The organism is Pseudomonas sp. GL-R-19 (assembly GCF_019956375.1).
Lineage (GTDB): Bacteria > Pseudomonadota > Gammaproteobacteria > Pseudomonadales > Pseudomonadaceae > Aquipseudomonas.
The window spans coordinates 41377-68180 of record NZ_JAHBDJ010000088.1; the positions used below are offsets into that span (position 1 = coordinate 41377).

The window sequence follows — 26804 nt, forward strand, 5'->3', positions numbered from 1 at the left end:
TTTTGTATGATGTCCGACCCGCGCGCACAGGGCGCCGAATGAGGTTGAGCATGCAGGCCAACGAAGTTAAGAGCTTTCTTGAAGGAAAGCTGCCCGGAACGAAAGTAGAAGTCGAGGGCGAAGGCTGCAATTTCCAGCTGAACGTGATTAGCGATGAACTGGCGGCATTGAGCCCGGTCAAGCGTCAGCAGCAGGTCTATGCCCATTTGAACCCGTGGATCGTCGATGGCAGCATCCATGCGGTCACTATGAAATTTTTCAGCAGCACGGCCTGGGCCGAGCGCACCTGAGCCCAAGGGCGTCGAGATTCTTATGGATAAATTGATTATTACCGGTGGCGTTCGTCTTGATGGCGAAATCCGCATCTCCGGGGCAAAGAACTCTGCCCTGCCGATCCTGGCGGCCACCTTGCTGTGCGATGGCCCGGTGACCGTGGCCAACCTGCCGCACCTGCACGACATCACCACCATGATCGAGCTGTTCGGCCGCATGGGCATCGAGCCTGTGATCGACGAAAAACTCTCCGTCGAAATCGACCCGCGCACCATAAAGACCCTGGTCGCACCGTACGAACTGGTTAAAACCATGCGTGCGTCGATCCTGGTGCTGGGCCCGATGGTTGCCCGTTTCGGTGAAGCCGAAGTCGCCTTGCCTGGCGGTTGCGCCATCGGTTCGCGTCCGGTTGACCTGCACATCCGTGGCCTGGAAGCCATGGGCGCGGTCATTGACGTCGAAGGCGGCTACATCAAGGCCAAGGCTCCTGAAGGCGGCCTGCGCGGTGCGCACTTCTTCTTCGATACCGTCAGCGTGACCGGTACCGAAAACATCATGATGGCCGCAGCGCTGGCCAAAGGCCGCAGCGTCCTGGCTAACGCCGCGCGCGAGCCTGAAGTGGTCGATCTGGCGAACTTCCTGAACGCCATGGGCGCCAAGGTTTCCGGCGCCGGTACCGACACCATCACCATCGATGGCGTCGAGCGTCTGCACACCACCACTTATAAAGTGATGCCCGACCGTATCGAAACCGGCACCTACCTGGTGGCGGCGGCGGTGACCGGCGGCCGCGTGAAGGTCAAGGACACCGATCCGACCATCCTCGAAGCCGTTCTGGAAAAACTCCGGGAGTCCGGTGCCGAAATCAACACCGGCGAAGACTGGATCGAGCTGAACATGCATGGCAAGCGGCCGAAAGCCGTCAACGTGCGGACCGCTCCGTACCCGGCGTTCCCGACCGACATGCAGGCGCAGTTCATCTCCCTCAACGCCATTGCCGAAGGCACGGGCGCCGTGATCGAGACGATCTTCGAAAACCGCTTCATGCACGTCTATGAGCTGCACCGCATGGGCGCCAAGATCCAGGTCGAGGGCAACACCGCGATCGTCACCGGCACCGAAAAACTCAAGGGTGCGCCAGTGATGGCGACCGACCTGCGTGCTTCGGCCAGCCTGGTGATCTCGGCCCTGATCGCCGACGGCGACACCCTGATCGACCGCATCTACCACATAGACCGTGGCTACGAATGCATCGAAGAGAAACTGCAGATGCTGGGCGCCAAGATCCGTCGCGTTCCGGGCTAGTACCTGCTGCATGGGCATAAGGACGTGCCCGTTGATTTGTTGAAGTCGGGCCGTTTTCGGCTCGATGTGTGTCCGGCGCCATTTGCGACCGGGCATGAGTACCTTGATAAGGACTGACGTTTCCCATGTTGACCATCGCACTGTCCAAGGGCCGCATCCTTGACGACACCTTGCCGCTTCTGGCTGAAGCAGGCATCGTGCCGACCGAGAATCCGGACAAGAGCCGCAAGCTGATCATTCCCACGACCCAGGCAGATGTGCGCCTGCTGATCGTGCGTGCCACCGATGTGCCGACCTATGTCGAACATGGTGCTGCTGACCTCGGCGTCGCCGGCAAAGATGTGCTGATGGAATACGGCGGCCAGGGCCTGTACGAGCCGCTGGACCTGCAAATTGCCCAGTGCAAGCTGATGACTGCCGGCAAGGTCGGCGCGGTCGAGCCCAAGGGCCGTCTGCGCATCGCCACCAAGTTCGTCAACGTTGCCAAGCGCTACTACGCCGAACAGGGCCGTCAGGTCGACATCATCAAGCTCTATGGTTCGATGGAGCTGGCGCCGCTGATCGGTCTGGCGGACAAGATCATCGACGTGGTCGACACCGGTAACACGCTGCGGGCCAACGGCCTGGAGCCACAGGATTTCATTGCTGCCATCAGCTCCCGGCTGATCGTCAACAAAGCTTCGATGAAGATGCAGCACGCCCGTATCCAGGCGTTGATCGACACCCTGCGCAAGGCAGTGGAGTCTCGACACCGCGGCTGATTCACCTGCGCGACGTTAAGTCGCGCCCGTCTATCCGCCTCATAGCCAGAATTCTCAGGTGCCCAAGCGGATGGAGTGCTAGCTTCGGGCGCCTGAGTTTTTGCCATTCCTATGAGGCTCTCGCTATGACCGCACCGACTGCAATTCGCCGACTCAACGCTGCTGACCCGGATTTCGCGCATCATCTGGATCATCTGCTGAGCTGGGAAAGTGTGTCTGACGACTCGGTCAATCAGCGGGTGCTGGACATCATCAAGGCCGTGCGTGAGCGTGGCGATGCGGCACTGGTGGACTTCACCCGTCAGTTCGACGGCCTGGACGTGAAGTCCATGGCCGACCTGATCCTGCCGCGTGAGCGTCTGGAACTGGCGCTGACCCGCATCTCCGTGGCCCAGCGCGAAGCCCTGGAAGTCGCCGCGGCTCGTGTGCGCAGCTACCACGAAAAACAGAAGCAGGACTCCTGGAGCTACACCGAGGCCGACGGTACCGTGCTGGGCCAGAAAGTCACGCCGCTGGATCGCGCCGGTCTGTACGTGCCGGGCGGCAAGGCGTCGTACCCATCGTCGGTACTGATGAACGCGATTCCGGCCAAGGTCGCCGGCGTCACCGAAGTGGTCATGGTCGTGCCGACCCCGCGCGGTGAAATCAACGAGCTTGTGCTGGCTGCGGCCTGCATCGCCGGTGTCGACCGCGTGTTCACCATCGGTGGCGCCCAAGCCGTGGCGGCATTGGCTTACGGCACCGAAAGCGTGCCGAAGGTCGATAAAGTGGTCGGCCCGGGCAACATCTATGTCGCCACCGCCAAGCGCCACGTGTTTGGCCAGGTCGGAATCGACATGATCGCCGGCCCTTCGGAAATCCTTGTGGTGTGCGACGGCCAGACCGATCCGGACTGGATCGCCATGGACCTGTTCTCCCAGGCCGAGCACGACGAAGACGCCCAGGCCATTCTGGTCAGCCCCGACGCCGAGTTCCTCGACAAGGTCGCCGCCAGCATCGCCAGGCTGATGCCGACCATGGAGCGTGCCGCGATCATTGAAACCTCGATCAATGGCCGTGGTGCACTGATTAAGGTTCGCGACATGGAACAGGCCATCGAAGTGGCCAACCGCATCGCGCCGGAGCACCTCGAATTGTCCGTTGCCGATCCACAAGCCTGGCTGCCGCAAATCCGCCACGCCGGTGCGATCTTCATGGGCCGTCACACCTGCGAGGCCCTGGGTGATTACTGCGCAGGCCCGAACCACGTGTTGCCGACCTCCGGCACCGCGCGTTTCTCCTCGCCGCTGGGTGTGTACGACTTCCAGAAACGTTCGTCGATCATCTTCTGCTCCGAGCAGGGCGCGTCCGAGTTGGGCAAAACCGCTTCGGTGCTGGCCCGTGGCGAGTCGCTGACTGCCCACGCCCGCAGTGCCGAATATCGCATCAGCGACGAAGACTTTCTACAAGGGCAGGGGAACTGAACATGAGTAAATTCTGGAGCCCGTTCGTCAAGAATCTGGTGCCTTACGTCCCGGGCGAGCAGCCGAAGCTGGCAAAACTGGTGAAGCTCAACACCAACGAAAACCCGTACGGCCCGTCGCCAAAAGCCCTTGCGGCGATGCAAACCGAACTCAATGACAACCTGCGTCTGTACCCGGACCCGAACAGCGATCTGCTCAAGCAAGCCGTCGCCAGGTACTACGGCGTGCAAGGCAATCAGGTGTTCCTCGGCAACGGTTCCGATGAAGTGCTGGCGCACATCTTCCACGGTTTGCTGCAGCACGATCAGCCGCTGCTGTTCCCGGACATCAGCTACAGCTTCTACCCGGTCTACTGCGGGTTGTACGGCATCAAGTTTGACGCGGTGCCGCTGGACGAGCAGTTCCGGATCAACCCGGCGGACTACGCCAGGCCGAACGGCGGGATTATCTTCCCCAACCCGAACGCGCCGACCGGCTGCCTGTTGGCGCTGGAGGCGGTGGAGCGGATTCTCAAGGCCAGCCCGGATTCGGTGGTCGTGGTGGACGAGGCTTACATCGATTTCGGCGGCGAGACCGCAATCACCCTGGTGGACCGTTATCCGAACCTGCTGGTGACCCAGACCCTGTCCAAGTCCCGTTCCCTGGCCGGTCTGCGGGTTGGCCTGGCGGTGGGGCATCCGGATCTGATCGAGGCGCTGGAGCGGATCAAGAACAGCTTCAACTCCTATCCGCTGGATCGCATGGCGAATGTCGGTGCTGCCGCGGCGTTCGAGGATCGCGAGTATTTCGACAAGACCTGTCGGTTGGTGATCGAGAATCGCGAGAAGGTCGTTGCACAGCTAGAGGAGAAGGGTTTTGAAGTGCTGCCATCGGCGGCGAACTTCATTTTCGCCCGTCACCCCCGGCATGACGCGGCGGGCCTGGCGGCCAAGCTGCGTGAGCAAGGCGTGATCGTCCGGCACTTCAAGCAGGAGCGGATTGCCCAGTTCCTGCGGATCTCCATCGGCACACCAGAGCAGAATCAGGCGCTGATCGACGGCCTGGGCGACCTGTAAACCACCGCTACACCCTTGTAGGAGCGAGCTTGCTCGCGATGGACTCAAGAGCGCCGCGTTTAGTCAGTAAATGCGCGTTATCGTTAACGACCATCGCGAGCAAGCTCGCTCCTACAAGGGCTTGTCTCAGCGGCTTACTCTTCTTCTTTATCCTTGACCGGAGCCGGCGGCGGACGCAGGCCGACTTCCGCGGTCAGCTTGAGTTCCTTGCCGTTGCGCATCACCTCGATCGCGACCTTGTCGGTCGGTTTGATCCGCGCCACCTGATTCATCGAGCGACGGCCATCACCGGCCGGTTCGCCATCTATGGCAAGAATCACATCACCCAGTTGCAGGCCGGCCTTCTGTGCCGGACCGTCGCGGAAAATCCCCGCCACGACAATGCCTGGACGCCCGGACAAACCGAACGATTCGGCCAGTTCCTGGGTCAGCGGCTGCACTTCGATACCCAGCCAGCCACGAATCACCTGGCCGTGCTCGATAATCGACTTCATCACTTCCATCGCCAGCTTCACCGGGATCGCGAAACCAATGCCCTGGGAGCCGCCGGACTTGGAGAAGATCGCCGTATTGATACCGGTCAGGTTACCGACGGCATCCACCAGCGCACCGCCGGAGTTGCCGGGGTTGATCGCCGCATCGGTCTGGATGAAGTCTTCGTAGTTGTTCAGGCCCAGTTGGTTGCGACCGGTGGCGCTGATGATGCCCATGGTCACGGTCTGGCCGACGCCGAACGGGTTGCCGATGGCCAGCGCGACGTCGCCGATGCGGATGTTGTCGGAACGCCCCACGGTGATAGACGGCAGGTTTTTCAGGTCGATTTTCAGCACTGCGAGGTCAGTCTCCGGGTCGCTGCCAATCACCCGCGCCAGGGTTTCCCGGCCGTCCTTGAGTGCCACCACGATCTGGTCGGCGCCGCTGGTCACGTGGTTGTTGGTCAGGATGTAGCCTTCCGGGCTCATGATCACACCGGAACCGAGGCTCGATTCCATGCGTTTCTGCTTGGGCGAGTTATCACCGAAGAAGCGCCGGAACTGCGGATCTTCGAACAACGGATGGGTGGGTTTGTTGATGACTTTGGTGGTGTACAGGTTCACCACCGACGGCGCCGCGGTGGATACCGCTTCGGCATAAGACACCGGACCCTGCTGCATACTGGTGGTTTGCGGTGCTTGTTGCAGGTTGACGTCGAGGCTCGGAAGCCCGACCCACTGCGGGTAACGCTGGATTATCAAAAGAGCGACAAGCACGCCGGCCAACAGCGGCCAGCCGGAAAAACGCAGCGCCTTGAGCATTAAGCACTTCCTGAGAGAGTTGCAGGCGGTATGAGACCGCTCATAATGACGCGCATTATACGAGGCCGCACGCGCCTCTGAACGGGATATTTAGGAGTCTTTCATGGCCGTCGCCCTGAGCACCCTGGTCGAAGAAGCCGACCGTTACCTCAACAGCGCCAAAATCGCCGATTACTGCCCCAATGGCCTGCAGGTCGAAGGCCGTCCGCAAGTGATGCGCATTGTCAGTGGCGTCACTGCCAGCCAGGCCTTGCTCGATGCGGCAGTGCAGGCCAATGCCGACCTGGTGCTGGTGCACCACGGCTACTTCTGGAAAGGCGAGAACCCATGCATCACCGGCATGAAGCAGCGCCGCTTGAAGACCCTGCTCAAGCACGATATCAGCCTGTTGTCCTATCATCTGCCGCTGGATCTGCACCCGGATGTTGGCAATAACGTGCAGCTCGCACGGCAGCTCGACATCACCGTCGAAGGTCCGCTGGACCCGGACAACCTGAAGATTGTCGGCCTGGTCGGCTCGCTGAATGAGCCGATGACGCCCCGGGATTTCGCTCGCCGCGTCCAGGAAGTGATGGGCCGTGAGCCGCTGTTGATTGAAGGCAGCGCGATGATCCGCCGTGTCGGCTGGTGCACCGGTGGTGGCCAGGGTTACATCGATCAGGCCATTCTGGCAGGCGTCGACCTGTACCTCAGCGGCGAGGCTTCCGAGCAAACCTTCCACAGCGCCCGGGAAAACGACGTCAGCTTCATCGCCGCCGGTCACCATGCCACCGAGCGCTACGGCGTCCAGGCGCTGGGGGATTACCTGGCGCGGCGCTTTGCGCTGGAACACATCTTCATCGATTGCCCGAATCCGATCTGACGAAACGCCATCCCTGTAGGAGCGAGCCTGCTCGCGATGAACCTGAGAGCACCGCGGGGTGTCAGGCTTCCAGCGTTATCGTTAGCGACCATCGCGAGCAGGCTCGCTCCTACAGAGGGCCGCATTCAACCCAAACGGGCAGGCATATTCATATGCTCTTTCGATCTAGTTGGTGTCCTGATTAGAAGAGGTCGCTGTGCTAGGATCCTCGCTCGAACACGGCCCGCTGGCCGTTCATAAGAAAGCTTTCGTGAGTAGCCATGGTTGACAAACTGACGCATCTGAAACAGCTGGAGGCGGAAAGCATCCACATCATCCGCGAGGTGGCCGCCGAGTTCGATAACCCGGTGATGCTGTACTCCGTCGGTAAAGATTCCGCCGTGATGCTGCACCTTGCGCGCAAGGCATTCTTCCCGGGCAAACTGCCGTTCCCGGTGATGCACGTCGACACCCAGTGGAAGTTCAAGGAAATGTACGCGTTCCGCGACCGTATGGTCGAAGAGCTCGGCCTTGACCTGCTGGTGCACGTCAACCCTGATGGCGTCGCGCAAGGCATCAACCCGCTCACCCACGGCAGTGCCAAGCACACCGATATCATGAAAACCGAAGGCCTCAAGCAGGCCCTCGACAAGTACGGTTTCGATGCTGCTTTCGGTGGTGCCCGTCGTGACGAAGAGAAGTCCCGTGCCAAAGAGCGCGTGTATTCCTTCCGCGATACCAAGCACCGCTGGGACCCGAAAAACCAGCGTCCCGAGTTGTGGAACGTCTACAACGGCAAGGTCAACAAGGGCGAATCGATCCGCGTTTTCCCATTGTCGAACTGGACCGAACTGGACATCTGGCAGTACATCTACCTTGAAGGCATCCCGATCGTGCCGCTGTATTTCGCCGCCGAGCGCGACGTTATCGAGATGAATGGCACCTGGATCATGATCGACGATGAACGCCTGCTCAATCACCTGAGCGATGAAGACAAGGCTCGCATCGTCAAGAAGAAGGTCCGTTTCCGCACACTCGGCGACTACCCGTTGACCGGTGCGGTCGAGTCCGAGGCTACCAGCCTGACCGACATCATTCAGGAAATGCTCCTGACGCGAACTTCCGAGCGCCAGGGCCGGGTCATCGATCACGATGGCGCAGGCTCGATGGAAGAAAAGAAACGTCAGGGTTATTTCTAAGGGGTTGTCATGTCGCACGCATCTGATTTGATCAGCGAGGACATCCTCGCCTATCTGGGCCAGCACGAACGCAAGGAAATGCTGCGCTTTCTTACCTGTGGCAACGTCGATGACGGCAAGAGCACCCTGATCGGGCGCCTGCTGCACGACTCCAAAATGATCTACGAAGATCACCTGGAAGCCATTACCCGCGACTCGAAAAAAGTCGGCACCACCGGTGATGATATCGACCTGGCGTTGCTGGTCGACGGCCTGCAGGCCGAGCGGGAACAGGGCATCACCATCGATGTCGCTTACCGCTACTTCTCCACCGCCAAGCGCAAATTCATCATCGCCGACACCCCCGGCCATGAGCAGTACACCCGCAACATGGCCACCGGTGCGTCCACCTGTGACCTGGCGATCATTCTGGTCGACGCCCGTTATGGCGTGCAGACCCAGACCCGTCGCCACAGCTTTATTGCTTCGTTGCTGGGCATCAAGCACATCGTGGTCGCCATCAACAAGATGGACCTCAACGGCTTCGACGAAAAAGTCTTCGAGTCGATCAAGGCCGATTACCTGAAGTTCGCCGAAGGCATCGCCTTCAAGCCGACCACCATGGCCTTCGTGCCGATGTCGGCGCTCAAGGGCGACAACGTGGTGAACAAGTCCGAGCGTTCGCCGTGGTACACCGGCCAGTCGTTGATGGAAATTCTGGAAACCGTCGAGATCGCCAGCGACCGCAACTACAGCGACCTGCGTTTCCCGGTGCAGTACGTCAACCGTCCGAACCTGAACTTCCGTGGTTTCGCCGGCACCCTGGCCAGTGGCGTCGTGCACAAGGGCGACGAAGTCGTGGTGCTGCCGTCGGGCAAGAGCAGTCGCGTGAAATCCATCGTCACCTTCGAAGGTGAGCTGGAGCATGCAGGTCCTGGTCAAGCGGTGACGCTGACCATGGAAGACGAGATCGATATCTCCCGCGGCGACTTGCTGGTACACGCCGACAACCTGCCGCAAGTGACTGACGGCTTCGACGCCATGCTGGTGTGGATGGCCGAAGAGCCGATGCTGCCGGGCAAGAAATACGACATCAAGCGTGCCACGACGTACGTGCCGGGTTCGATCACCAGCATTGTCAACCGCGTTGACGTGAACACCCTGGAAGAAGGCCCTGCCAGTGCCTTGCAGCTGAACGAGATCGGTCGGGTCAAGATCAGCCTCGATGCAGCCATCGCGCTGGACGGTTACGCGAGCAACCGCACCACCGGTTCGTTCATCGTCATCGATCGTTTGACCAATGGCACCGTCGCTGCCGGCATGATCGTCGCTCAACCAGTGGCGCACGGCAGTAGCACGCATCACGGCAAACTCGCGCACGTCGCCACCGAAGAACGCGCCCAGCGCTTCGGCCAGCAACCGGCCACCGTGTTGTTCAGCGGCTTGTCCGGCGCGGGCAAAAGCACGCTGGCCTACGCGGTTGAACGCAAGCTGTTCGACATGGGCCGTGCAGTGTTTGTGCTTGACGGTCAGAACCTGCGTCACGACCTGAACAAAGGTCTGCCACAGGATCGCGCCGGGCGTACCGAGAACTGGCGTCGTGCCGCACACGTTGCGCGTCAGTTCAACGAAGCCGGTCTGCTGACCCTGGCGGCGTTCGTTGCGCCAAGTGCCGAAGGTCGTGAACAAGCCCGGGAACTGATCGGCAAGGAGCGTCTGCTGACGGTCTACGTCCAGGCTTCGCCAACAGTCTGCGCCGAGCGTGATCCGCAAGGTTTGTACGCAGCGGCCGGGGATAACATCCCGGGCGAATCCTTCCCGTACGACGTGCCGCTGGATGCCGATCTGGTGATCGACACCCAGTCCGTTTCGCTGGAAGAAGGCGTGAAGCAAGTGCTGGGTCTGCTGCGCGAGCGTGGTGCGATCTAAGTCTTGGCTGGAAATGAAAAAACCGCCGATGAGTGATCATCGGCGGTTTTTTTTTGTTCTTGAAAACGCCTTCGCTGGCAAGCCAGCGAAGAGGCCAGTACAGGCACCTCAAGACTTCGCTGGATACTCGCGGTGCATCTGTTCGAGCAACGCATCCTTGTCCTGCCACAGCTGATTGATCCAGCCCTGAAATTGCAGGCGGTATTCACCGTCCTGGTCATAGTTCTTGCCAATGAATTGCGGCGCAATCTTCAGTTCTTCAAAGTGCACCACCACATCCGCAACGTTCCCACACAGCAAGTCCCAGAAACCCGGGCGCCCGGCGGGGTAGTGGATGGTCACATTGACCAGGGATTCAAGTTGTTCGCCCATCGCATCCAGCACAAACGCAATGCCTCCGGCCTTGGGCTTGAGCAGGTACTTGAAGGGTGACTGCTGCTGGGCATGCTTACCCTTGGTGAAGCGCGTGCCCTCGACGAAATTGAAAATGCCCACCGGGTTGTCGCGGAATTTCGCGCAGGTCTTGCGCGTGGTTTCCAGGTCCTTGCCTTTCTTTTCCGGATGCTTCTCCAAATAAGCCTTGGAGTAGCGCTTCATGAACGGGAAGCCCAGTGCCCACCAGGCCAGGCCGATCACCGGAACCCAGATCAGCACCTGCTTGAGAAAGAACTTCAGCGGTTGGATGCGCCGGTTGAGCACGTATTGCAGCACCAGGATGTCAACCCAGCTCTGGTGGTTGCTGGTGATCAGGTACGAGTGCCGATAGTCGAGGCCTTGCAGGCCGCTGATGTGCCAGCGGGTGCGGCGGACGAGGTTCATCCAGCCTTTGTTGATACTGATCCAGGCTTCATGGGTATGACTCATCAGCCAGTGCGCGAGGCGCTGGGTGAGGGCGAACGGGAGTGCCTTGACGAGTGCCACGCAGAACAGGAACGAACAGAGCAAAATCGTGTTCAGTGCCAACAGCAGCGAGGCGATCACGCCTCGCAGCGCAGCAGGTAGAAAATCCAGCATTTACACATCCATAGGTCGGTTGGCTGCCTGGATCGCGGTCAACGCGATGGTGTAGACGATGTCATCGACCTGCGCGCCGCGCGGCAAATCGTTCACCGGTTTGCGCAGGCCTTGCAGCATCGGCCCGAGGCTGACGCAGTCGGCGCTGCGCTGCACGGCCTTGTGGGTGGTGTTGCCGGTGTTCAGGTCGGGGAACACGAACACCGTGGCACGACCGGCCACCTGACTGTTCGGCGCCAGTTGCCTGGCCACGGTTTCGTTGGCAGCGGCGTCGTACTGCAATGGGCCGTCGATCAATAATGAGTTCTGTTGTTCGTGGGCGAGCAACGTCGCTTCGCGGACCTTCTCGACTTCTTCACCGCTGGCCGACTCACCGCTGGAGTAACTGATCATCGCCACTCGTGGAGTGATGCCGAATGCCGCCGCCGAGTCGGCGCTTTGCAACGCAATCTCGGCCAGTTCGCTGGCGCTCGGGTGCGGGTTCATCACGCAGTCGCCGTAAACCAGCACTTCTTCCGGGAACAGCATGAAGAACACCGAAGACACCAGCGTGCAGCCCGGCGCGGTCTTGATCAGTTGCAGGGCTGGGCGGATGGTGTTGGCCGTGGAGTGAATGACTCCGGACACCAGCCCGTCGACCTCATCCAGCGCCAGCATCATGGTGCCGATCACCACAGTGTCTTCCAGTTGTTGCTCGGCCATGGGTGCGTTGAGGCTTTTGCTTTTACGCAGGGCGACCATCGGCTCGACGTAACGCTCACGGATCAGGTCTGGATCGAGGATTTCCAGCCCTGGCGGCAACTCGATACCCTGGGCGCGGGCGACGGCTTCGACATCCGCCGGTTTCGCCAGCAATACGCAACGGGCAATGCCACGGGCCTGGCAGATCGCGGCAGCCTGCACGGTCAGCGGCTCGCTGCCTTCGGGCAACACGATGCGCTTGTTGGCCGCCTGGGCGCGCTGGATCAATTGATAGCGGAAAACGGCTGGCGACAGGCGCATCTCCCGTGGTGTACCGCAGCGCTGGTGCAGCCAGTTGGCGTCGAGATGACTGGCGACGAAGTCGGTGATGATTTCGGCGCGCTCGCGGTCATCGATAGGGATTTCCTTGTTCAGGCCATTGAGCAGGTTGGCGGTGTCGTAGGAGCCGGTACTCACTGACAGCACCGGTAACCCGGCCTGCAGGGCGCCGCGGCACAGGTCCATGATGCGTGGGTCGGGCAGGGTGTCGCTGGTCAGCAGCAGGCCGGCCAGCGGCACGCCGTTGATCGCCGCGAGGCTGACGGCGAGGATGATGTCGTCGCGATCGCCGGGGGTCACCACCAGCACGCCGGGCTTGAGCAACTCCACGGTGTTGCGCATGGTGCGGGCGCAAATGATGATTTTGGTCATGCGCCGGGTTTCATAATCACCGGCGTTGAGCACTTGCGCACCCATCAGGTCGGCGACGTCGCGGGTGCGCGGCGCATTGAGTTCCGGCTGAAACGGAATGCAGCCGAGCAGACGGAAATCACCGCTGCGCAGCAACGGCGAATGCTCTTTAAGACGGGCGGCGAAGGCGTCCATGCTCTCGTCAGTCTTGACCTTGTTGAGGATCACGCCGAGGACTTTCGGATCCTTCGGACCACCGAACAATTGCGCCTGCAATTCAACGCGGCCGGAGAGTTCGGCCAGCACTTCGTTTTCCGGAGCCGAAACCAGAATCACCTCGGCATCGAGGCTCTTGGCCAAATGCAGGTTGACCCGCGCGGCATAACTGGCACTGCGGGTCGGCACCATGCCTTCAACCACCAGCACGTCTTTGCCGACGGCTGCTTGCTGGTACAAGGTGATGATTTCTTCGAGCAACTCATCAAGCTGGCCGTCGCCGAGCATCCGCTCGACGTGCGCCAGACCCAGCGGTTGTGGCGGTTTCAGACCATGCGTGCGCGCCACCAGCTCGGTGGAGCGCTCAGGGCCGGTGTCACCTGGATGCGGTTGTGCAATCGGTTTGAAAAAGCCGACCTTGAGGCCGGCGCGCTCAAGGGTACGCACCAGCCCGAGGCTGATGGAGGTCAGACCCACACCAAAATCGGTGGGTGCGATAAAAAAAGTTTGCATGCGGATTCTCTAAAGGAGCATTGCAAAGGCGATGACCTATAACTGGTCGTCTACCGAAATTCAGTCGCCAAGGTTATCGCTAACCGAGCCTTGTGCGCACCAACCACAATCAAAGGGCTGGCCTATTTTTTCCTGGCGCTGCGCAGGGTCCATGACCCAGGCGCGGGATTGCCAGGGTGGCTGGTGCCGCAGGTGTTGGGTGTGGCCGCAGGAAAGCTCGGCCACCCAGTGTCCGTCCTCGTCCTGATGGAAGCCTGTGATCGTCGAATTCCGTCTGTCCGGGTTGTGTTCGCTTTCGGACGATTGCTTCGCTAAACTTGGCCTTTCAATCTTCTTATGCAAAAGGTCTCGCCCCATGCTGATCGCCGCCAATAAGGCTGTCTCCATCGACTATACCCTGACCAACGACGCTGGTGAGGTCATCGACAGCTCCGCCGGCGGCGCGCCGCTGGTCTACCTGCAAGGCGCAGGCAACATCATCCCGGGCCTGGAAAAGGCTCTGGAAGGCAAGGCCGTCGGCGACGAGCTGACCGTAGCCGTTGAACCGGAAGACGCTTACGGCGAATACGCTGCCGAACTGGTCAGCACCCTGAGCCGCAGCATGTTCGAAGGCGTCGATGAGCTGGAGGTGGGCATGCAGTTCCACGCTTCCGCACCGGACGGCCAGATGCAGATCGTGACCATCCGTGATCTGGACGGCGACGATGTGACCGTCGACGGCAACCACCCGTTGGCCGGTCAGCGCCTGAATTTCCAGGTCAAGATCATCGACATCCGTGACGCCAGCCAGGAAGAAATCGCTCATGGTCACGTCCATGGCGAAGGTGGCCATCACCACTGATTTCTGCGCTAAGCTCAGATAACTGGAGAGGCGCCTTGTGGGCGCCTTTTTAGTCTGCGGCTGTCCCTGACGGCATCGCCAAGTGGCTGTTTCGAAGAGAACACGGGAATCTGGAGTACGCCATGAGTGCTTTTCACGACCTTAAATTGACAGCCCTGGATGGTCAGGAGCTACCTCTGGCGCCTTTCAAAGGCCAAGTCGTGCTGGTGGTCAACGTCGCCTCCAAATGCGGCTTGACCCCGCAGTACGCGGCGCTGGAAAACCTCTACCAGCAATACAAGGCCAAAGGCTTCAGCGTGTTGGGCTTGCCGTGCAACCAGTTTGCCGGGCAGGAACCGGGGACCGAGCAGCAGATCAAGGATTTCTGCAGTCTCAACTATGGCGTGACCTTTCCGTTGTCCAGCAAGCTGGAAGTCAACGGGCATGATCGTCATCAGTTGTACCGCTTGCTGGCAGGCGAGGGCGCGGAGTTTCCCGGCGACATCACCTGGAACTTCGAGAAGTTCCTGCTGGGCAAGGACGGCCGCGTACTGGCTCGGTTCTCGCCACGTACGGCGCCAGATGATCCGACCATCGTTCATGCGATCGAAAAAGCGCTGAGCTGATCCCCCCCTGTAGGAGCGAGCTTGCTCGCGATGGTCGTCAACGATAACGCTGCAAGCCTGATACGGCGCGGCGTTCTCCAGTCCATCGCGAGCGAGCTCGCTCTTACAATATTCCCTATCTTTTGATCCTTAATCACTGCAATCAATAATGCTGTTCAATGCGTTGGACTCTCCATATTATCGCCGTCATAAAGTTATTTTTCCGTGGAGCGTCCCATGCCCGTCAAAGCCCTGTTCAAACCGTTCCACCTCGGCACCCTTGAACTGCCGACCCGCGTCGTCATGGCGCCGATGACCCGCTCCTTTTCCCCGGGCGGCGTGCCCAACTCCAAAGTGATCGAATACTACCGTCGTCGCGCCGCTGCGGGCGTCGGCCTGATCGTCACCGAAGGCACCACCGTCGGTCACAAGGCGTCCAACGGCTACCCGAACGTTCCGCATTTCTACGGTGAAGCGGCACTGGCCGGCTGGAAGAAAGTCGTCGACGCCGTTCACGCCGAAGGCGGCAAGATCGTTCCGCAGCTGTGGCATGTGGGCAGCGTACGCCGTATCGGCACCGAGCCGGACGCCAGCGTGCCGGGTTATGGCCCCTCGGAAAAAGTGAAGGAAGGTCAGGTCGTGGTGCACGGCATGACCAAACAGGACATCCAGGACGTGATCGCCGCGTTTGCCCAGGCCGCCAAGGATGCCCAGAGCATCGGCATGGACGGCGTGGAAATCCACGGCGCCCACGGTTACCTGATCGACCAGTTCTTCTGGGAAGGCAGCAATCTGCGTACCGACGAATACGGCGGCAGCCTGGCCAGCCGTTCGCGCTTCGCCATTGAATTGATTCAGGCCGTGCGTGCCGCGGTCGGTGAAGGTTTCCCGATTATCTTCCGTTTCTCCCAGTGGAAACAGCAGGACTACACCGCACGTCTGGTGCAAACCCCGCAAGCCTTGGGCGAGTTCCTCAAGCCGCTGGCGGATGCGGGCGTGGATATTTTCCACTGCTCGACCCGCCGTTTCTGGGAGCCGGAGTTCGACGGTTCCGAGTTGAATCTGGCCGGCTGGACCCGTCAACTCACCGGCAAGCCGACCATCACCGTGGGCAGCGTCGGCCTGGATGGCGAGTTCCTGCAATTCATGGTCAACACCGACAAGGTCGCGCAACCGGCCAGCCTGGAAAAACTGCTGGAGCGCCTGAACAACGACGAATTCGACCTGGTGGCGGTCGGTCGTGCGTTGCTGGTGGACCCGGACTGGGCACAGAAAGTGCGCGACGGCCGTGAAGAGGACATTTTGCCGTTTAGCCGTGAGGCGTTGATGACGCTGGTTTAAGCGGCGATTGGACTTACGCTTTCGCGAGCAAGCCCGCTCCCACAGGTAACCGAGTTATCTCAGAGAGATGAGGTCACCTGTGGGAGCGGGCTTGCTCGCGAAGACTGACTAAAGAGCACTACAAAATCAGGGGACAGTCGGTGCATTCGGCACCACCATCTCCCCGGCACAGGCCCCACGCAACTGCCCCTCGAACTGCTCGATGATCGTCGCCCAACCCTGGCGACTGGCATGCTGGCGCGCATTGAGCCGCACATTGCGCAAGGCTTCCCTGTCCTCCAACAGCCATGCCGCTGCATCGCAGAACGCTTCTTCATCTCCCGGCATCGCCAGCACGCCGTTGTAGCCATGACGAATATGCTGGGCGGCTGCCGCCTTGTCGTAGGCCACCACGCCGAGCCCCGAGGCAAGTGCTTCAAGCACTACATTGCCAAAGGTTTCGGTCAGGCTCGGAAACAGAAACACATCGCCCGAAGCGTAGTGACACGCCAGGGCTTCACCCCGTTGGGTGCCACAGAAAATCGCCTCGGGGATTTCGTTTTCCAGTTCCTGGCGCTGTGGGCCATCGCCGACCACGATCAGTTTCAGGATGCGCTTGGGATAACTCGCCTTGAGGGTATTGAAGGTGCGCTTGAGCAGGCCGAGGTTTTTTTCCGGGGCCAGGCGTCCGACATGAATGACGGCGATGTCTGCTTCGGCCAGTCCCCATTGCTCGCGCAGGGCATTCAAGCGTTTGGCCGGGTGAAACAGTTCGCTGTCGACGCCTCGGGACAGCAACGCCAGTCGTTCGAAATGACGTCGCTCCAGTTCCAGACGCTGGCTGACGCTGGGCACCAGGGTCATGGTCGAGCGGTTGTGGAACCAGCGCAGGTAGTGGGTCAGCAGGCGCGTGAGCAAACCCAGCCCGTACTGGTTGGAGTACTGCTGGAAATTGGTGTGAAAACCGCTGACCACGGAAATCCCCAGTCGCCGTGCCGCACGCAAGGCCGACAGACCCAGTGGCCCTTCGGTGGCGATGTAGAGCACATCCGGGCGGTGACGCGTCCAGCGCCGCAGCAGTTTGTGCATCGACGACTGACCCCATTGCAGGCCGGGATAGCCCGGTAGTGGCCAGCCGCGGCACAGCAGCAGTTCATCGTCGCTGCCCAGCTGTTGGTCGCAGCCCTGACGCGGTCGCACCAGTTCCACCTGATGCCCGCGCGCGCGCAAACCGTCGCACAAGCGACCCAGGGTATTGGCCACGCCGTTGATTTCCGGAGGGAAGGTTTCGGTGATCAGAGTGATATGCAGAGCTGTCGTCATGACCCCAGTGTCGACCGGGGCCATGTCGTCAGTGTGACGTCAGGATGATGGATTTGTGACTGCGGTACCGGCGCTGATGGCTCAGCGCTGCGCCACCAGGCTTTCCGCGCCGCGTTCACGCACCCAGAACAACGTCGCCCCGGCCACGGCAGCCGGCATCATCAGGATGTTGACCACCGGGATCAGCAGCACCAGGTACACGCTGCCGCCGAAGCTCATGCTCTGCCAGCGCTTCTGCCGCAGCCAGGCGAGCATTTCGTTCCAGCCCAGCTTGTGGTTGTCCGCCGGGTAGTCGATGTACTGGATCGCCATCATCCACACCCCGAATAGCAGCCACAGCGGCGCAGCGATGATGTTCACCACCGGGATGAAGGACAGGATGAAGAGGCCGATCGCCCTTGGCAGGAAATAGCCGAGCTTGCGCATTTCCCGGGCCAGGGTGCGCGGGATCATCGCAATCAGTTCGCCCCAGCTGAAGGCCGGGAAGTCGTCGGTGCCGCGCACCACTACCTCGACTTTCTCCGCCAGAAAGCCGTTGAATGGCGCGGCAATGACATTGGCGAGCATGGTGAAGGTGAAGAACACCATCAGTACGACGAGCACCACGAACAGCGGCCAGAGGATGTAGCTGAGAAAACTCAGCCAGTCGGGCAGGGACGGCATCAGCGTGTCGACCCACAGGCTGAATTGATGGCCGGCCAGGTAGATCAATCCGACGAACAGCACCAGGTTGATCGCCAGCGGCAACAACACGAACAAACGCAGGCTGGGGCTCAGCACCAGCTTGAGGCCTTCGCGCAGGTATTGCGGGCCGGACAGAACGGGGGCAGGCATGATGTGCTCCGAGCAGAGGGAAAACGCGCCGACCTTACCGGCTTTGCTTCATGTGCGAAAGCGCGGCAGTGGTATCGACATTCACTGTAACAAAGACGTCGATATCGTCGGTCAGATGGCATAGAGACCACCTATGAGCTGGATTGTTAATCCGTATTTCCTTAATCTTCGCCCCCTCGATACGCTGCACCCAATCTTTTTACAGGACGGTCGGGTTCAAGCCTTCCCCAAGTGCTTTCAACCGTTCTTTTTTATTCCAGCCGGCAATCCGGCGTTCCGCGCCAGGTGTTCCGGGCCGGTCAACAGGAGCAGGTCATGTCTGAAGTCCGTCATTCGCGAGTGATTATTCTCGGTTCCGGCCCTGCCGGTTACAGCGCCGCGGTCTATGCCGCCCGTGCCAACCTCAAGCCACTGCTGATCACCGGCATGCAGGCCGGCGGTCAACTGACCACCACCACCGAAGTCGACAACTGGCCGGGCGACGTCCACGGCCTGACCGGTCCGGCGCTGATGGAGCGGATGCGCGAGCACGCCGAGCGTTTCGAAACCGAGATCGTGTTCGATCACATCAATGCCGTGGACTTCGCTGCCAAGCCGTACACCCTGACCGGCGACAGCGCGACTTACACCTGCGACGCCCTGATCATCGCCACCGGCGCCAGCGCTCGTTACCTGGGCCTGCCGTCCGAAGAAACCTTCATGGGCAAAGGCGTTTCGGCCTGCGCGACCTGCGACGGTTTCTTCTACCGCAACAAGCCGGTTGCCGTGGTCGGCGGCGGCAACACCGCTGTCGAAGAGGCCCTGTACCTGGCCAACATCGCCAGCAAGGTGACCCTGATCCACCGTCGCGAAACCTTCCGCGCCGAGAAGATCCTGATCGACAAGCTGAACGCCCGCGTTGCCGAAGGCAAGATCGAGCTGAAGCTGAACGCGACCCTGGACGAAGTACTGGGCGACAATATGGGCGTGACCGGTGCGCGCCTGAAGAACAACGACGGCAGCTTCGACGAAGTGAAAGTCGACGGCGTGTTCATCGCCATCGGCCACACTCCGAACACTTCGCTGTTCGAAGGCCAGTTGACCCTGAAAGACGGCTATCTGGTTGTGCAGGGCGGTCGTGACGGCAACGCCACCGCCACCAGCCTTGAAGGCATCTTCGCCGCCGGTGACGTGGCAGACCACGTGTACCGCCAGGCCATTACCTCGGCTGGTGCCGGTTGCATGGCGGCACTGGATGCCGAGCGTTACCTCGACAATCTGCAGAACGCTTGATTCTGCATACGTTGAAATAAAGAAAACCGGCTTCGGCCGGTTTTTTCATGCCCGCGAAAAATACGATGAACATGTAGGAGCGAGCTTGCTCGCGATGGTGTATCAGCCACATTGTTGTCGACTGACACTCCATCGCGAGCAAGCTCGCTCCTACAGGGACTGTCTGTTCAGGTCAGTTTTGCAAGGCAGGCTTCAAGGATATCCAACCCTTCCTCCAGCACCGCAGCCTCGATGGTCAACGGCGCCAGCAAGCGAATGATGTGCCGTGATTTGCCACTGGGCATCAGCAGCAGGCCCGCGTCCCGCGCCAGTGCCAGCAATTGGGTCAATTGTGCCGGTGCGGGAGAGCCATCGGCGTTGATCAGCTCGATGCCACGCATGGCGCCGACGCCGGTCAGGCGTCCCAGGTACGGCGTCAGCTTGTTCGCGCGCCAGGTTGCATGGCGGCCGACAATCGCTTCTTCCTGTTGCGTGCCCCAGGTGTGCAGGTTGGCATCGGTCATTTCGTCGAGGGTTGCCAGTGCCGCAGCGCAGGCGATGGGGTTGCCGGAGTAAGTGCCACCGAGTCCGCCCTTGGGCAAGTTGTCGAGCAGCGACTTGCGCCCGACCACCGCACCCAGCGGCACGCCGCCGGCGATGCTTTTGCCGAGCAGGATCAGGTCTGGCTCGATGCCCAGTCGCGAGAACGCGAAGCGCTGGCCGGTTCGGCCGAAACCGGACTGGATTTCATCGGCGATCAGCACAATGCCCTTGTCGTTGCAGAACTTGCGCAGTGCCTGGGCGAACTCGGCCTCCATGGCCAGGAAACCCGCTTCGCCCTGCACCGGTTCGACGATAAAGCAGGCGACGTCTTCGACATCGATCTCGACGCTGAACAGGCGCTCCATGGCTTTGAGGGCCTCGGCACTGGTGACGCCGTTGTCTTGGCTGGGGAAGGGCAGGTGAAACACCGGCCCCGGCAGCACGCCGACTTTCTGTTTGTAGGGCGCGACTTTGCCGTTGAGGTTCAGGGTGGCCAGTGTGCGGCCGTGGAAAGCGCCGTCGAAGGCAATGACCGCGCTGCGGCCGGTGGCGCCACGGACGATCTTCAGGGCGTTTTCCGCTGCTTCCGCGCCGCTGTTGGTGAGCATGCCGCTGACCGGGTAACCCACCGGCATGAACGCGCTGAGGCGATCCATCAGTTCGAGGTAAGGCACATGGGGCGCTGCATTGAACGCGTAATGGGTCAGTCGGGTGGCTTGTTCGCGGATGGCTTCGACGATAGGCGGATGGCAATGGCCGAGGTTCAACACGCCGATGCCGCCGACAAAGTCGATGTAGCGTTTGCCATCGGTGTCCCAGACCTCGGCGTTTTTGCCGTGGCTGAGCGTGACAGGATGAACGATGTTGATCGACTGGCTGATGGATTCGCTGCGCATGGATGACCGGCTCGGAAGAAGGAGGACTTCTTTTTATCTAAGCCGTGAGCGGAGGTATGGGGCAAACGAAATAAAGTTGCCGGGTCAATCTTAAAAGTCTGGATGTGTTTCTGATCAGTTCCGCGCCGTGAACGCAGAACCTGTAGGAGCGAGCCTGCTCGCGATGGTGGTGAACGATTACGCGTAAACCAGAGGCCCGGCAGTGCTCTTGAGTTTTTCGCGAGCAGGCTCGCTCCTACAATTTGAATCAGCGGCGCGTCAGCGGTTGCCGAGCGAACTTCACACCCGCCAGGCCGTGAGCAATCAACGCGCGGATATTGCCATGGTCGCTGCCTTCCGGCGTCGCCAGCACCGAGCGGTAATGCTCACCGAACGCCAGCAGGGCTTCTGCATCACTCAAGCCTTCGAGCAGCGCCAGACCCAGGGTCTTGCACGAGCCTTCGTTCTGCCCGGCCGCGTTTTCCACGCCACCATTGTTGAAAGCCTGAGGCTGGTAGTCGTAACCGGCAGCAATGAACGCCAGTGTCTCGGCGAAGGCGTGTTCGCCGCTCTTGAAGCTGGCGCGCAGGGTGTTCAAATCACTCATTGGGTTTTCCTTTGGCGAACGCCGCCTGTTGTTCGGCGCTGGCTTCTTGCTGAAATTGGGCTTTCCACTCGGCGTACGGCATGCCGTAAACCACTTCGCGGGCTTCGTCGAGGCTGACCTCGATCTGGCGTTCGTCAGCCGCCGCCTTGTACCACTTGGACAGGCAGTTGCGGCAGAAGCCCGAGAGGTTCATCAGGTCGATGTTCTGCACATCCTTGCGGCTGTCCAGATGGGCCACCAGCCGGCGAAAGGCGGCGGCTTCGAGTTCCAGGCGTTGTTGGTCGGTCATGGCGGTCTCTGCGAGACAGCTTCAAGCGGCACGCTTGAAGCTGCAAGTTGGATGACGGTGGCTGCAAGTTTACAGCTTGGCGCTTGTAGCTTGAAGCTAGCGGCTCGCTGCCAGCGTAATCGACACCGACTCGGCGAATCGTAGCGCGTGGGGCTTGTCGACCTCGACCTCGGCGTAGAGCACCGATGCGTTGGCCATCACCAGGTCGAGAATTTCCTGGGTCAGGCGTTCGAGCAGCGCAAAGCGGTTGCCTTCCACATGGGCGATGATCGCCTTGGTGATCGTGCGGTAGTTCAACGCGTGATCGATGTCGTTGTCCCGTACCGCTTCCTGGGCTGCGTACAGAATGGTGAGGTTGATCAGCACATCCTGCTTGTTGAGGATTTCATCCTCGTTGATGCCGATGTAGGTACGCAGGCACAGGTCTTTGACCCGGATGCGTGCCATGCCTGGCTGAAGTTGTGGCATTGCTACTTGCTCCGTCCAATCAATTGCAGGAACTCCTGGCGGGTGTTGCTCGACTCGCGGAAGGCGCCGAGCATCACCGAGGTGTTCATGGTCGAATTCTGTTTCTCGACGCCGCGCATCATCATGCACATGTGCTGCGCTTCGATGACCACTGCGACACCGGCCGCGCCGGTCACTTGTTGCACCGCGTCGGCGATTTGCCGGGTGAGGTTTTCCTGGATCTGCAGGCGCCGGGCGAACATGTCCACCAGTCGCGCAATCTTCGACAGGCCCAACACCTTGCCGGTCGGAATATAAGCCACATGCGCCTTGCCGATGAAGGGCAGCATGTGGTGTTCGCAAAGCGAGTACAGCTCGATGTTGTCGACGATGACCATTTCATCGTTGTCGGAGGCGAACAGCGCGTCATTGACGATCTCTTCGACACTTTGCCCGTAGCCATGGCAAAGGTACTGCATGGCTTTGGCCGCGCGCATCGGCGTATCGAGCAAACCCTCGCGGTCGGGATTTTCGCCGAGGCCGATAAGGATCTCTCGATAATTCTGGGGCAGGGATAACGTCATGGAAAATCCTCGCGGGACACTTATTTGATGTGCCGTCCGCCGTTGACGGTCAGGGTGGTGCCGGTGACATAAGGGTTGTCGAGCAGATAGCGCAGGCTCTGGTAGATCACTTCGCAGCCGGGTTCGATGCCCAGCGCGGACTTGGCCAGCACCTTGGCGCGGTAGGCCGCGTCGTCTTCAGGGTTGAACAGTAGCAGGGCCGGGGCGATCCCGTTGACCTTGATGGCTGGCGCGTACCTGGCGGCGAAGGACAGGGTCAGGCTGTCGAGCCCGGCTTTGCTGGCGCAATAGCCGATGTGCTTGCTGCTGCCCTTGCGGGTCACGTCATCGCTGATGTGCACGATGTCAGCGGGGCTTGAGCGTTGCAGCAGGTCGGCGCAATGCAGGTTGATCAAGTAAGGCGCCAGCATGTGCACACTGAACATGCGGGTGAATGCCGCGGCGTCGGTGTCCGGTGTTTCGGCCAGCCATTCGGAGGCGTTGTGGACAATCGCCCGCAAACGGTCGGTGTGGGTTTTCAGCTCGCTGATGAAGGCGAGGATCCCGGCCTCGCTGGCGAAGTCGGCGAACACCGCGGTGGCCCCCAGATCGCGCAGGGCTTGTACGCCGGGACGTTCGCTGCGGTAGCTGAAAATCACGCGCTGGCCATCTTCCAGCAGTCGCCGGGCGCAATGCAGGCCGACACGCTGGCCGGCGCCGGTAATGAGGATAGGGGCTGCGGAAGAAGTCATGAACGGCTCGCGTCGCGGTGAGAACAAAACTATACCAGCGAGGAGTCGCGAGATGTCTCGGAAAAGATCGCAGCCTTCGGCAGCTCCTACGGGCCGCCATCTGTTACCGATTTGCAGGAGCTGGCGAAGCCCGCGATCTTTTAGCGGTTTTGCGGTACTGAGGTCGTGGGCAAATGACGTGTCGGCGTGCTGTTGAGCCAGCCGGCCAGCAAACGCGTCGACAACGGAATGAACAGGTAAACCATCAGCGGCGTCAGGCACAGGGTGCTGACGAGCACGCGGGGCAGCAGCGCCATCTCACTCAGCAGCGAACCCAGCGCAAAGTTGAACAGCAGGGAAACCGGAAAGAACGCCAACCAGATTGCCACGGCCTGTTTCCAGCGCGGCGGGCGTTGACCGACGGCACCGAACCAGCCCTCGATGCCGCTGACCCGATGTTCCGTCGGGTGGGCGAACAACTCGCTGCCGCGTCCGAGCCAGGCGGTGCGCGAAGCGCAATGCTCCCAGGCATGCAGGGTCTGCTCGTCGGCGAAGCGGAAGATAATCTGGAATTCGTCATCACCGGGTGGCGGTGCGAGTACGCCGGAGCCAAGGTAGCCAGGAAAGTCGGTGGCCAGTTGTTCGCCTTCGCGCAGCCAGGCGATCAGGTCTTGATAACGTCCATTGGCAACGCGGCGTGCAACCATCAGCGTGACGGGAGGGGTAGACATCATGCATCTCCGTAAGACATTTGCGTCGCTCCGGATAGGAACTTCGCCAGGCACAGCGCCGGGGTAGTGGGCTGCGGCTTGAAACAAGCAAGGATTATTCCTTGTTTTGCCGGTTTCGTCTTTGAGCGTTTTTTTTCGATTATGAACTTGAATTGTTATGGGGCAGGGGAGTTAAATTGGGATCCCATCTGCACATGGACATACAATCCCAGATGCCTGTCCTTACCGACGTAGTTTCAGGTGTGCCGCGGACTGTCTCCCTTGAACAGGAACAGCTCTATCCGATTCGCGAGGTGGCGCGGCTGACAGGCGTCAATCCGATCACGCTTCGAGCCTGGGAGCGACGTTATGGCCTGATTGTTCCAATGCGCACCGAAAGTGGGCATCGCCTGTATTCGCTGACCGATATCGAACGGGTTCGCAATATCCTCGGCTGGGTCGAGCGCGGTGTAGTCGTCAGCAAGATTGGCAGGATCCTGGCCAAAACCCAGCCGCTCCAGGCGTTGTCGCACATTATCCCCAACAACCTCGTGGAAGCCGATTATGCACAGTGGCAGCAGCAGGTTCTTGCTGCGGTCAACGGGTTTGACGACATTCGGCTGGAGCAGGTCTACGGGCAAATCTTTTCCAGTTACGCCCTGCCGGTGGTGTTTCAGGACATTCTGATCCCTGTCTGGAAGCAATTGCTGCAACGACAGGACCAGTTCGGCGGGACCAGCGAGTGGCTATTCCTGGATGGATTTTTGCGTTCCCGGGTGGTGCAGCGTCTGTTGTTGCTGCGAGACAAACAGCCGCGTCGGGTGGTCATCTGTGCCTTGGTTGGCCATTGCCGCGAGCTGGAACTGTTGGTCGCCGCCCTGTTCCTGAGTGCCGGGCCAGTGGCCGTTCGCGTGCTGAACATTGGTCAGCCGTTCGATGAGCTGGCGCTGACATGTGAAAGGCTCAAGCCCTTGGCGCTGGTGCTGTTTTCCAATCATGTGCCGGCTCCCGAGTTGCCGCGGCGCTTGAATCGCCTGGTCATGAGTCTGGATTGCCGATTATTGTTGGCCGGTGATGCTTGCGATCTGGTACAGGAGAGCCTGGCCGGGTCATCGATCGGATGCCTGGGCAATGAGGGGGAGGTCATGAGCCAGCGTCTGAAGCAGTTCCTGGCGGGTAGACTGGATACTTGAGGTTCAGAGATGCAGCGCGGGATGAGTCAACCGATGCTGTTGCAGGATGAACTGGCGCAGGCGCTCGGTTTCGTCCGTATCGCTCTGGCTCAGTTGATAGGCATAGAAGCCCTGTTCGTTTTCTTTCTCGAAAGTGCCACGCAAGGCAATCCGCTCATAACCTGACGGGCTGAACCACAAGGCGAAATGCTTCGGTGGCTTGGTCTTGTTGCGAACCTCCAGCAAAACCCCTTTGCACGATACTTCGTGCACCCACAGGGTGCCGGTTTGACCCTTGGCGTTTTCCAGTGCTACCGGTTCGTCCAGTACCAGGCGCCAAGGCCGGACCATCGGTCCGTCTTCATAGATGCTCGGCACGCCGAGGCGCAGGTGCAGCGCATGGAACTCGTCTTCCACAAGGTGCAGGGGGAAGGTCATTTGCTGGTTTTCGAAGCTGGCTTGAATGGTGACCTGCTCATGGGCCGCCAGGCGGGTGAGCAGGTCACGAATTTGCGATCCCCCGTTGACGAGCAGGCTCGACGTCGCGTCCCGCACATTGAGTTGCGGGTTGTGTTGCATGCTCTGGATGAAATCCAGCTCATCCTGGGTCAGGAGTGCGTCGCGTTGCATGGTCAGCCCGAAAGATATAATTACAAAGTCAGCGGTGATTCTAGTTACTGACCATTAATTCTGGATTTGGTTTTTGCCGTTCGTCGCCTTGAGCGCCGTCAGTTCGGCCTGGAGTTCAGCCAACTGCGCTTCAAGCTGTGTCACGCGCTGTAGTGTCTTGACCTGCGCGGTGACATCTTTCTGCACGCCGACAAAGTAGGTTTGCCTGTCCGCTGGATTTTTCACCGTTCGTCGTTGGAAGTGTTGATCGCCATTTGCAGCAGTTGTGCATTAATCATCGGAGTATCCTTTCCTGATTGATTGTCGATTGCATTCTAAAAGAACAATCACGACCGTGCTGTTAATATCCGGGTCTTTGACTCGGATTCAGGATCAGATTGATGAAAGTCGCCATCATTTCCGGCTCGGTGTACGGCACGGCCGAAGAAGTTGCCCGCCACGCCGCCAGCCTGTTGAAAGCCGCCGGTTTCGAAACCTTTCACAACCCGCGTGCGACCCTCGCCGAAATCCAGGCGTATGGCCCCGAAGCCTTTCTGGTGGTGACGTCGACCACCGGCATGGGCGAGCTGCCGGACAACCTGCAACCGCTGTATTCGACCATTCGCGACCAATTGCCAGCGGCCTGGCGCGGTTTGCCAGGCGCGGTGATCGGATTGGGTGATGCGAGTTATGGCGATACCTTTTGTGGCGGCGGCGAGCAGATACGCGAATTGTTCGGTGAACTGGGCATTCGCGAAGTACTGCCGATGCTACGCCTGGATGCCAGCGAAAGTGTGACCCCCGAAACAGACGCCGAGCCTTGGCTGTCGGACCTGATCAACGCACTGCGCACCTGATCGTTGCCCCGGCACCCATGCCAGTCAGGGTTCT

General features: G+C 60.3%; 29 protein-coding genes. 14 read left to right on the forward strand and 15 right to left on the reverse strand.

Going from position 1 to position 26804, the window contains the following annotated elements:
* Positions 1–50: 50 nt before the first annotated feature.
* The 5 genes from KGA83_RS28070 to hisC all read left to right on the forward strand — a co-directional run bounded on the left by KGA83_RS28070 (position 51) and on the right by hisC (position 4857).
* The gene (locus tag KGA83_RS28070; protein WP_108218211.1) at positions 51–290 is read left to right on the forward strand and encodes a BolA family protein; all 240 of its coding nucleotides are present in this window, start codon (positions 51–53) and stop codon (positions 288–290) included.
* 22 nt (positions 291–312) lie between these two features.
* Positions 313–1578 carry a UDP-N-acetylglucosamine 1-carboxyvinyltransferase gene (gene murA / locus KGA83_RS28075; RefSeq protein ID WP_108218212.1) on the forward strand — a complete coding sequence of 422 codons (1266 nt, stop codon included), beginning with the start codon at positions 313–315 and terminating at the stop codon, positions 1576–1578.
* A gap of 125 nt (positions 1579–1703) precedes the next feature.
* Positions 1704–2339: an ATP phosphoribosyltransferase gene (gene hisG / locus KGA83_RS28080; RefSeq protein WP_007941260.1), complete on the forward strand. Its 636-nt coding sequence runs from the start codon at positions 1704–1706 to the stop codon at positions 2337–2339.
* A gap of 125 nt (positions 2340–2464) precedes the next feature.
* Positions 2465–3802: a histidinol dehydrogenase gene (gene hisD / locus KGA83_RS28085; RefSeq protein ID WP_108218213.1), complete on the forward strand. Its 1338-nt coding sequence runs from the start codon at positions 2465–2467 to the stop codon at positions 3800–3802.
* 2 nt (positions 3803–3804) lie between these two features.
* Positions 3805–4857 carry a histidinol-phosphate transaminase gene (gene hisC / locus KGA83_RS28090; protein ID WP_108218214.1) on the forward strand — a complete coding sequence of 351 codons (1053 nt, stop codon included), beginning with the start codon at positions 3805–3807 and terminating at the stop codon, positions 4855–4857.
* A 134-nt stretch (positions 4858–4991) separates the two neighbouring features.
* Here hisC and algW read toward each other — a convergent pair whose 3' ends face one another.
* Positions 4992–6152: a Do family serine endopeptidase AlgW gene (gene algW, locus KGA83_RS28095; RefSeq protein WP_108218215.1), complete on the reverse strand. Its 1161-nt coding sequence runs from the start codon at positions 6150–6152 to the stop codon at positions 4992–4994.
* A 103-nt stretch (positions 6153–6255) separates the two neighbouring features.
* Here algW and KGA83_RS28100 point away from each other — a divergent pair, with 103 nt between their 5' ends.
* From KGA83_RS28100 to cysN, 3 genes are all read left to right on the forward strand, one after another.
* Positions 6256–7014 (forward strand): Nif3-like dinuclear metal center hexameric protein, encoded by a 759-nt coding sequence (locus tag KGA83_RS28100; RefSeq protein ID WP_108218216.1) that lies wholly within the window; start codon positions 6256–6258, stop codon positions 7012–7014.
* A 260-nt stretch (positions 7015–7274) separates the two neighbouring features.
* Positions 7275–8192, forward strand: coding sequence for a sulfate adenylyltransferase subunit CysD (gene cysD, locus KGA83_RS28105; protein ID WP_108218218.1), 918 nt, complete (start codon positions 7275–7277; stop codon positions 8190–8192).
* A 9-nt stretch (positions 8193–8201) separates the two neighbouring features.
* The gene (cysN, locus tag KGA83_RS28110) at positions 8202–10100 is read left to right on the forward strand and encodes a sulfate adenylyltransferase subunit CysN (protein WP_223531388.1); all 1899 of its coding nucleotides are present in this window, start codon (positions 8202–8204) and stop codon (positions 10098–10100) included.
* 108 nt (positions 10101–10208) lie between these two features.
* On the opposite strand, the gene KGA83_RS28115 is transcribed toward cysN, so the two are convergent.
* Genes KGA83_RS28115 through KGA83_RS28125 form a run of 3 tightly spaced genes read right to left on the reverse strand, consistent with a single transcriptional unit; the run spans position 10209 to position 13601 of the window.
* Positions 10209–11114, reverse strand: coding sequence for an acyltransferase (locus KGA83_RS28115; protein WP_108218220.1), 906 nt, complete (start codon positions 11112–11114; stop codon positions 10209–10211).
* Complete coding sequence (pta, locus tag KGA83_RS28120) at positions 11115–13214, reverse strand: phosphate acetyltransferase (RefSeq protein ID WP_108218221.1); 2100 nt, start codon at positions 13212–13214, stop codon at positions 11115–11117.
* A 60-nt stretch (positions 13215–13274) separates the two neighbouring features.
* Positions 13275–13601 carry a DUF3565 domain-containing protein gene (locus KGA83_RS28125; protein WP_108218222.1) on the reverse strand — a complete coding sequence of 109 codons (327 nt, stop codon included), beginning with the start codon at positions 13599–13601 and terminating at the stop codon, positions 13275–13277.
* Between KGA83_RS28125 and KGA83_RS28130 the strand changes: the two genes are divergently transcribed.
* The 3 genes from KGA83_RS28130 (at position 13570) to KGA83_RS28140 (ending at position 15980) form a co-directional block, all read left to right on the forward strand.
* A complete protein-coding gene (locus KGA83_RS28130; protein ID WP_007901600.1) occupies positions 13570–14055 on the forward strand; it encodes a peptidylprolyl isomerase in 486 nt (161 codons plus the stop codon). The two genes, KGA83_RS28125 and KGA83_RS28130, sit on opposite strands and share 32 nt — an antisense overlap.
* A 122-nt stretch (positions 14056–14177) precedes the next feature.
* Positions 14178–14660 carry a glutathione peroxidase gene (locus KGA83_RS28135; protein ID WP_108218223.1) on the forward strand — a complete coding sequence of 161 codons (483 nt, stop codon included), beginning with the start codon at positions 14178–14180 and terminating at the stop codon, positions 14658–14660.
* Between the two features lie 216 nt (positions 14661–14876).
* Positions 14877–15980, forward strand: coding sequence for an NADH:flavin oxidoreductase (locus tag KGA83_RS28140; protein ID WP_223531389.1), 1104 nt, complete (start codon positions 14877–14879; stop codon positions 15978–15980).
* 126 nt (positions 15981–16106) lie between these two features.
* On the opposite strand, the gene KGA83_RS28145 is transcribed toward KGA83_RS28140, so the two are convergent.
* Together KGA83_RS28145 and cysZ are read right to left on the reverse strand one after the other, a co-directional pair.
* Positions 16107–17306: a glycosyltransferase family 4 protein gene (locus KGA83_RS28145; protein WP_223531390.1), complete on the reverse strand. Its 1200-nt coding sequence runs from the start codon at positions 17304–17306 to the stop codon at positions 16107–16109.
* Between the two features lie 57 nt (positions 17307–17363).
* Positions 17364–18116, reverse strand: a complete 753-nt coding sequence (cysZ, locus tag KGA83_RS28150) for a sulfate transporter CysZ (RefSeq protein ID WP_223531391.1) — start codon at positions 18114–18116, stop codon at positions 17364–17366.
* Positions 18117–18431: 315 nt separating this feature from the next.
* Between cysZ and trxB the strand changes: the two genes are divergently transcribed.
* Positions 18432–19388, forward strand: coding sequence for a thioredoxin-disulfide reductase (trxB, locus tag KGA83_RS28155; protein ID WP_057716403.1), 957 nt, complete (start codon positions 18432–18434; stop codon positions 19386–19388).
* A 167-nt stretch (positions 19389–19555) separates the two neighbouring features.
* Here trxB and KGA83_RS28160 read toward each other — a convergent pair whose 3' ends face one another.
* From KGA83_RS28160 to KGA83_RS28190, 7 genes are all read right to left on the reverse strand, one after another.
* The gene (locus tag KGA83_RS28160) at positions 19556–20806 is read right to left on the reverse strand and encodes an aspartate aminotransferase family protein (protein ID WP_223531392.1); all 1251 of its coding nucleotides are present in this window, start codon (positions 20804–20806) and stop codon (positions 19556–19558) included.
* 247 nt (positions 20807–21053) lie between these two features.
* The gene (locus KGA83_RS28165; protein WP_223531393.1) at positions 21054–21392 is read right to left on the reverse strand and encodes a HopJ type III effector protein; all 339 of its coding nucleotides are present in this window, start codon (positions 21390–21392) and stop codon (positions 21054–21056) included.
* Positions 21385–21681: a DUF1244 domain-containing protein gene (locus KGA83_RS28170; protein WP_108218230.1), complete on the reverse strand. Its 297-nt coding sequence runs from the start codon at positions 21679–21681 to the stop codon at positions 21385–21387. Before KGA83_RS28170 ends, KGA83_RS28165 begins: the two co-directional genes overlap by 8 nt.
* Positions 21682–21777: 96 nt before the next feature.
* Positions 21778–22149 carry a dihydroneopterin triphosphate 2'-epimerase gene (folX, locus tag KGA83_RS28175; protein WP_108218231.1) on the reverse strand — a complete coding sequence of 124 codons (372 nt, stop codon included), beginning with the start codon at positions 22147–22149 and terminating at the stop codon, positions 21778–21780.
* A gap of 2 nt (positions 22150–22151) precedes the next feature.
* Positions 22152–22712 carry a GTP cyclohydrolase I FolE gene (gene folE / locus KGA83_RS28180; RefSeq protein ID WP_108218232.1) on the reverse strand — a complete coding sequence of 187 codons (561 nt, stop codon included), beginning with the start codon at positions 22710–22712 and terminating at the stop codon, positions 22152–22154.
* Positions 22713–22732: 20 nt separating this feature from the next.
* Entirely contained in the window at positions 22733–23443 is a 711-nt protein-coding gene (gene folM, locus KGA83_RS28185; protein WP_108218233.1) for a dihydromonapterin reductase, read from the reverse strand.
* A gap of 140 nt (positions 23444–23583) precedes the next feature.
* Positions 23584–24153: an antibiotic biosynthesis monooxygenase gene (locus KGA83_RS28190; protein ID WP_108218234.1), complete on the reverse strand. Its 570-nt coding sequence runs from the start codon at positions 24151–24153 to the stop codon at positions 23584–23586.
* A gap of 212 nt (positions 24154–24365) precedes the next feature.
* Here KGA83_RS28190 and KGA83_RS28195 point away from each other — a divergent pair, with 212 nt between their 5' ends.
* On the forward strand, positions 24366–25325 hold the full coding sequence (locus KGA83_RS28195; protein WP_108218235.1) for a MerR family transcriptional regulator: 960 nt from the start codon (positions 24366–24368) through the stop codon (positions 25323–25325).
* A gap of 3 nt (positions 25326–25328) precedes the next feature.
* On the opposite strand, the gene KGA83_RS28200 is transcribed toward KGA83_RS28195, so the two are convergent.
* Positions 25329–25934: a hypothetical protein gene (locus tag KGA83_RS28200; RefSeq protein WP_108218236.1), complete on the reverse strand. Its 606-nt coding sequence runs from the start codon at positions 25932–25934 to the stop codon at positions 25329–25331.
* Between the two features lie 54 nt (positions 25935–25988).
* Positions 25989–26159, reverse strand: a complete 171-nt coding sequence (locus KGA83_RS28205; RefSeq protein ID WP_158273958.1) for a hypothetical protein — start codon at positions 26157–26159, stop codon at positions 25989–25991.
* Between the two features lie 155 nt (positions 26160–26314).
* On the opposite strand from KGA83_RS28205, the gene KGA83_RS28210 reads away from it, so the two are divergent.
* Positions 26315–26770 (forward strand): flavodoxin, encoded by a 456-nt coding sequence (locus KGA83_RS28210; RefSeq protein WP_108218237.1) that lies wholly within the window; start codon positions 26315–26317, stop codon positions 26768–26770.
* Positions 26771–26804: the final 34 nt, after the last annotated feature.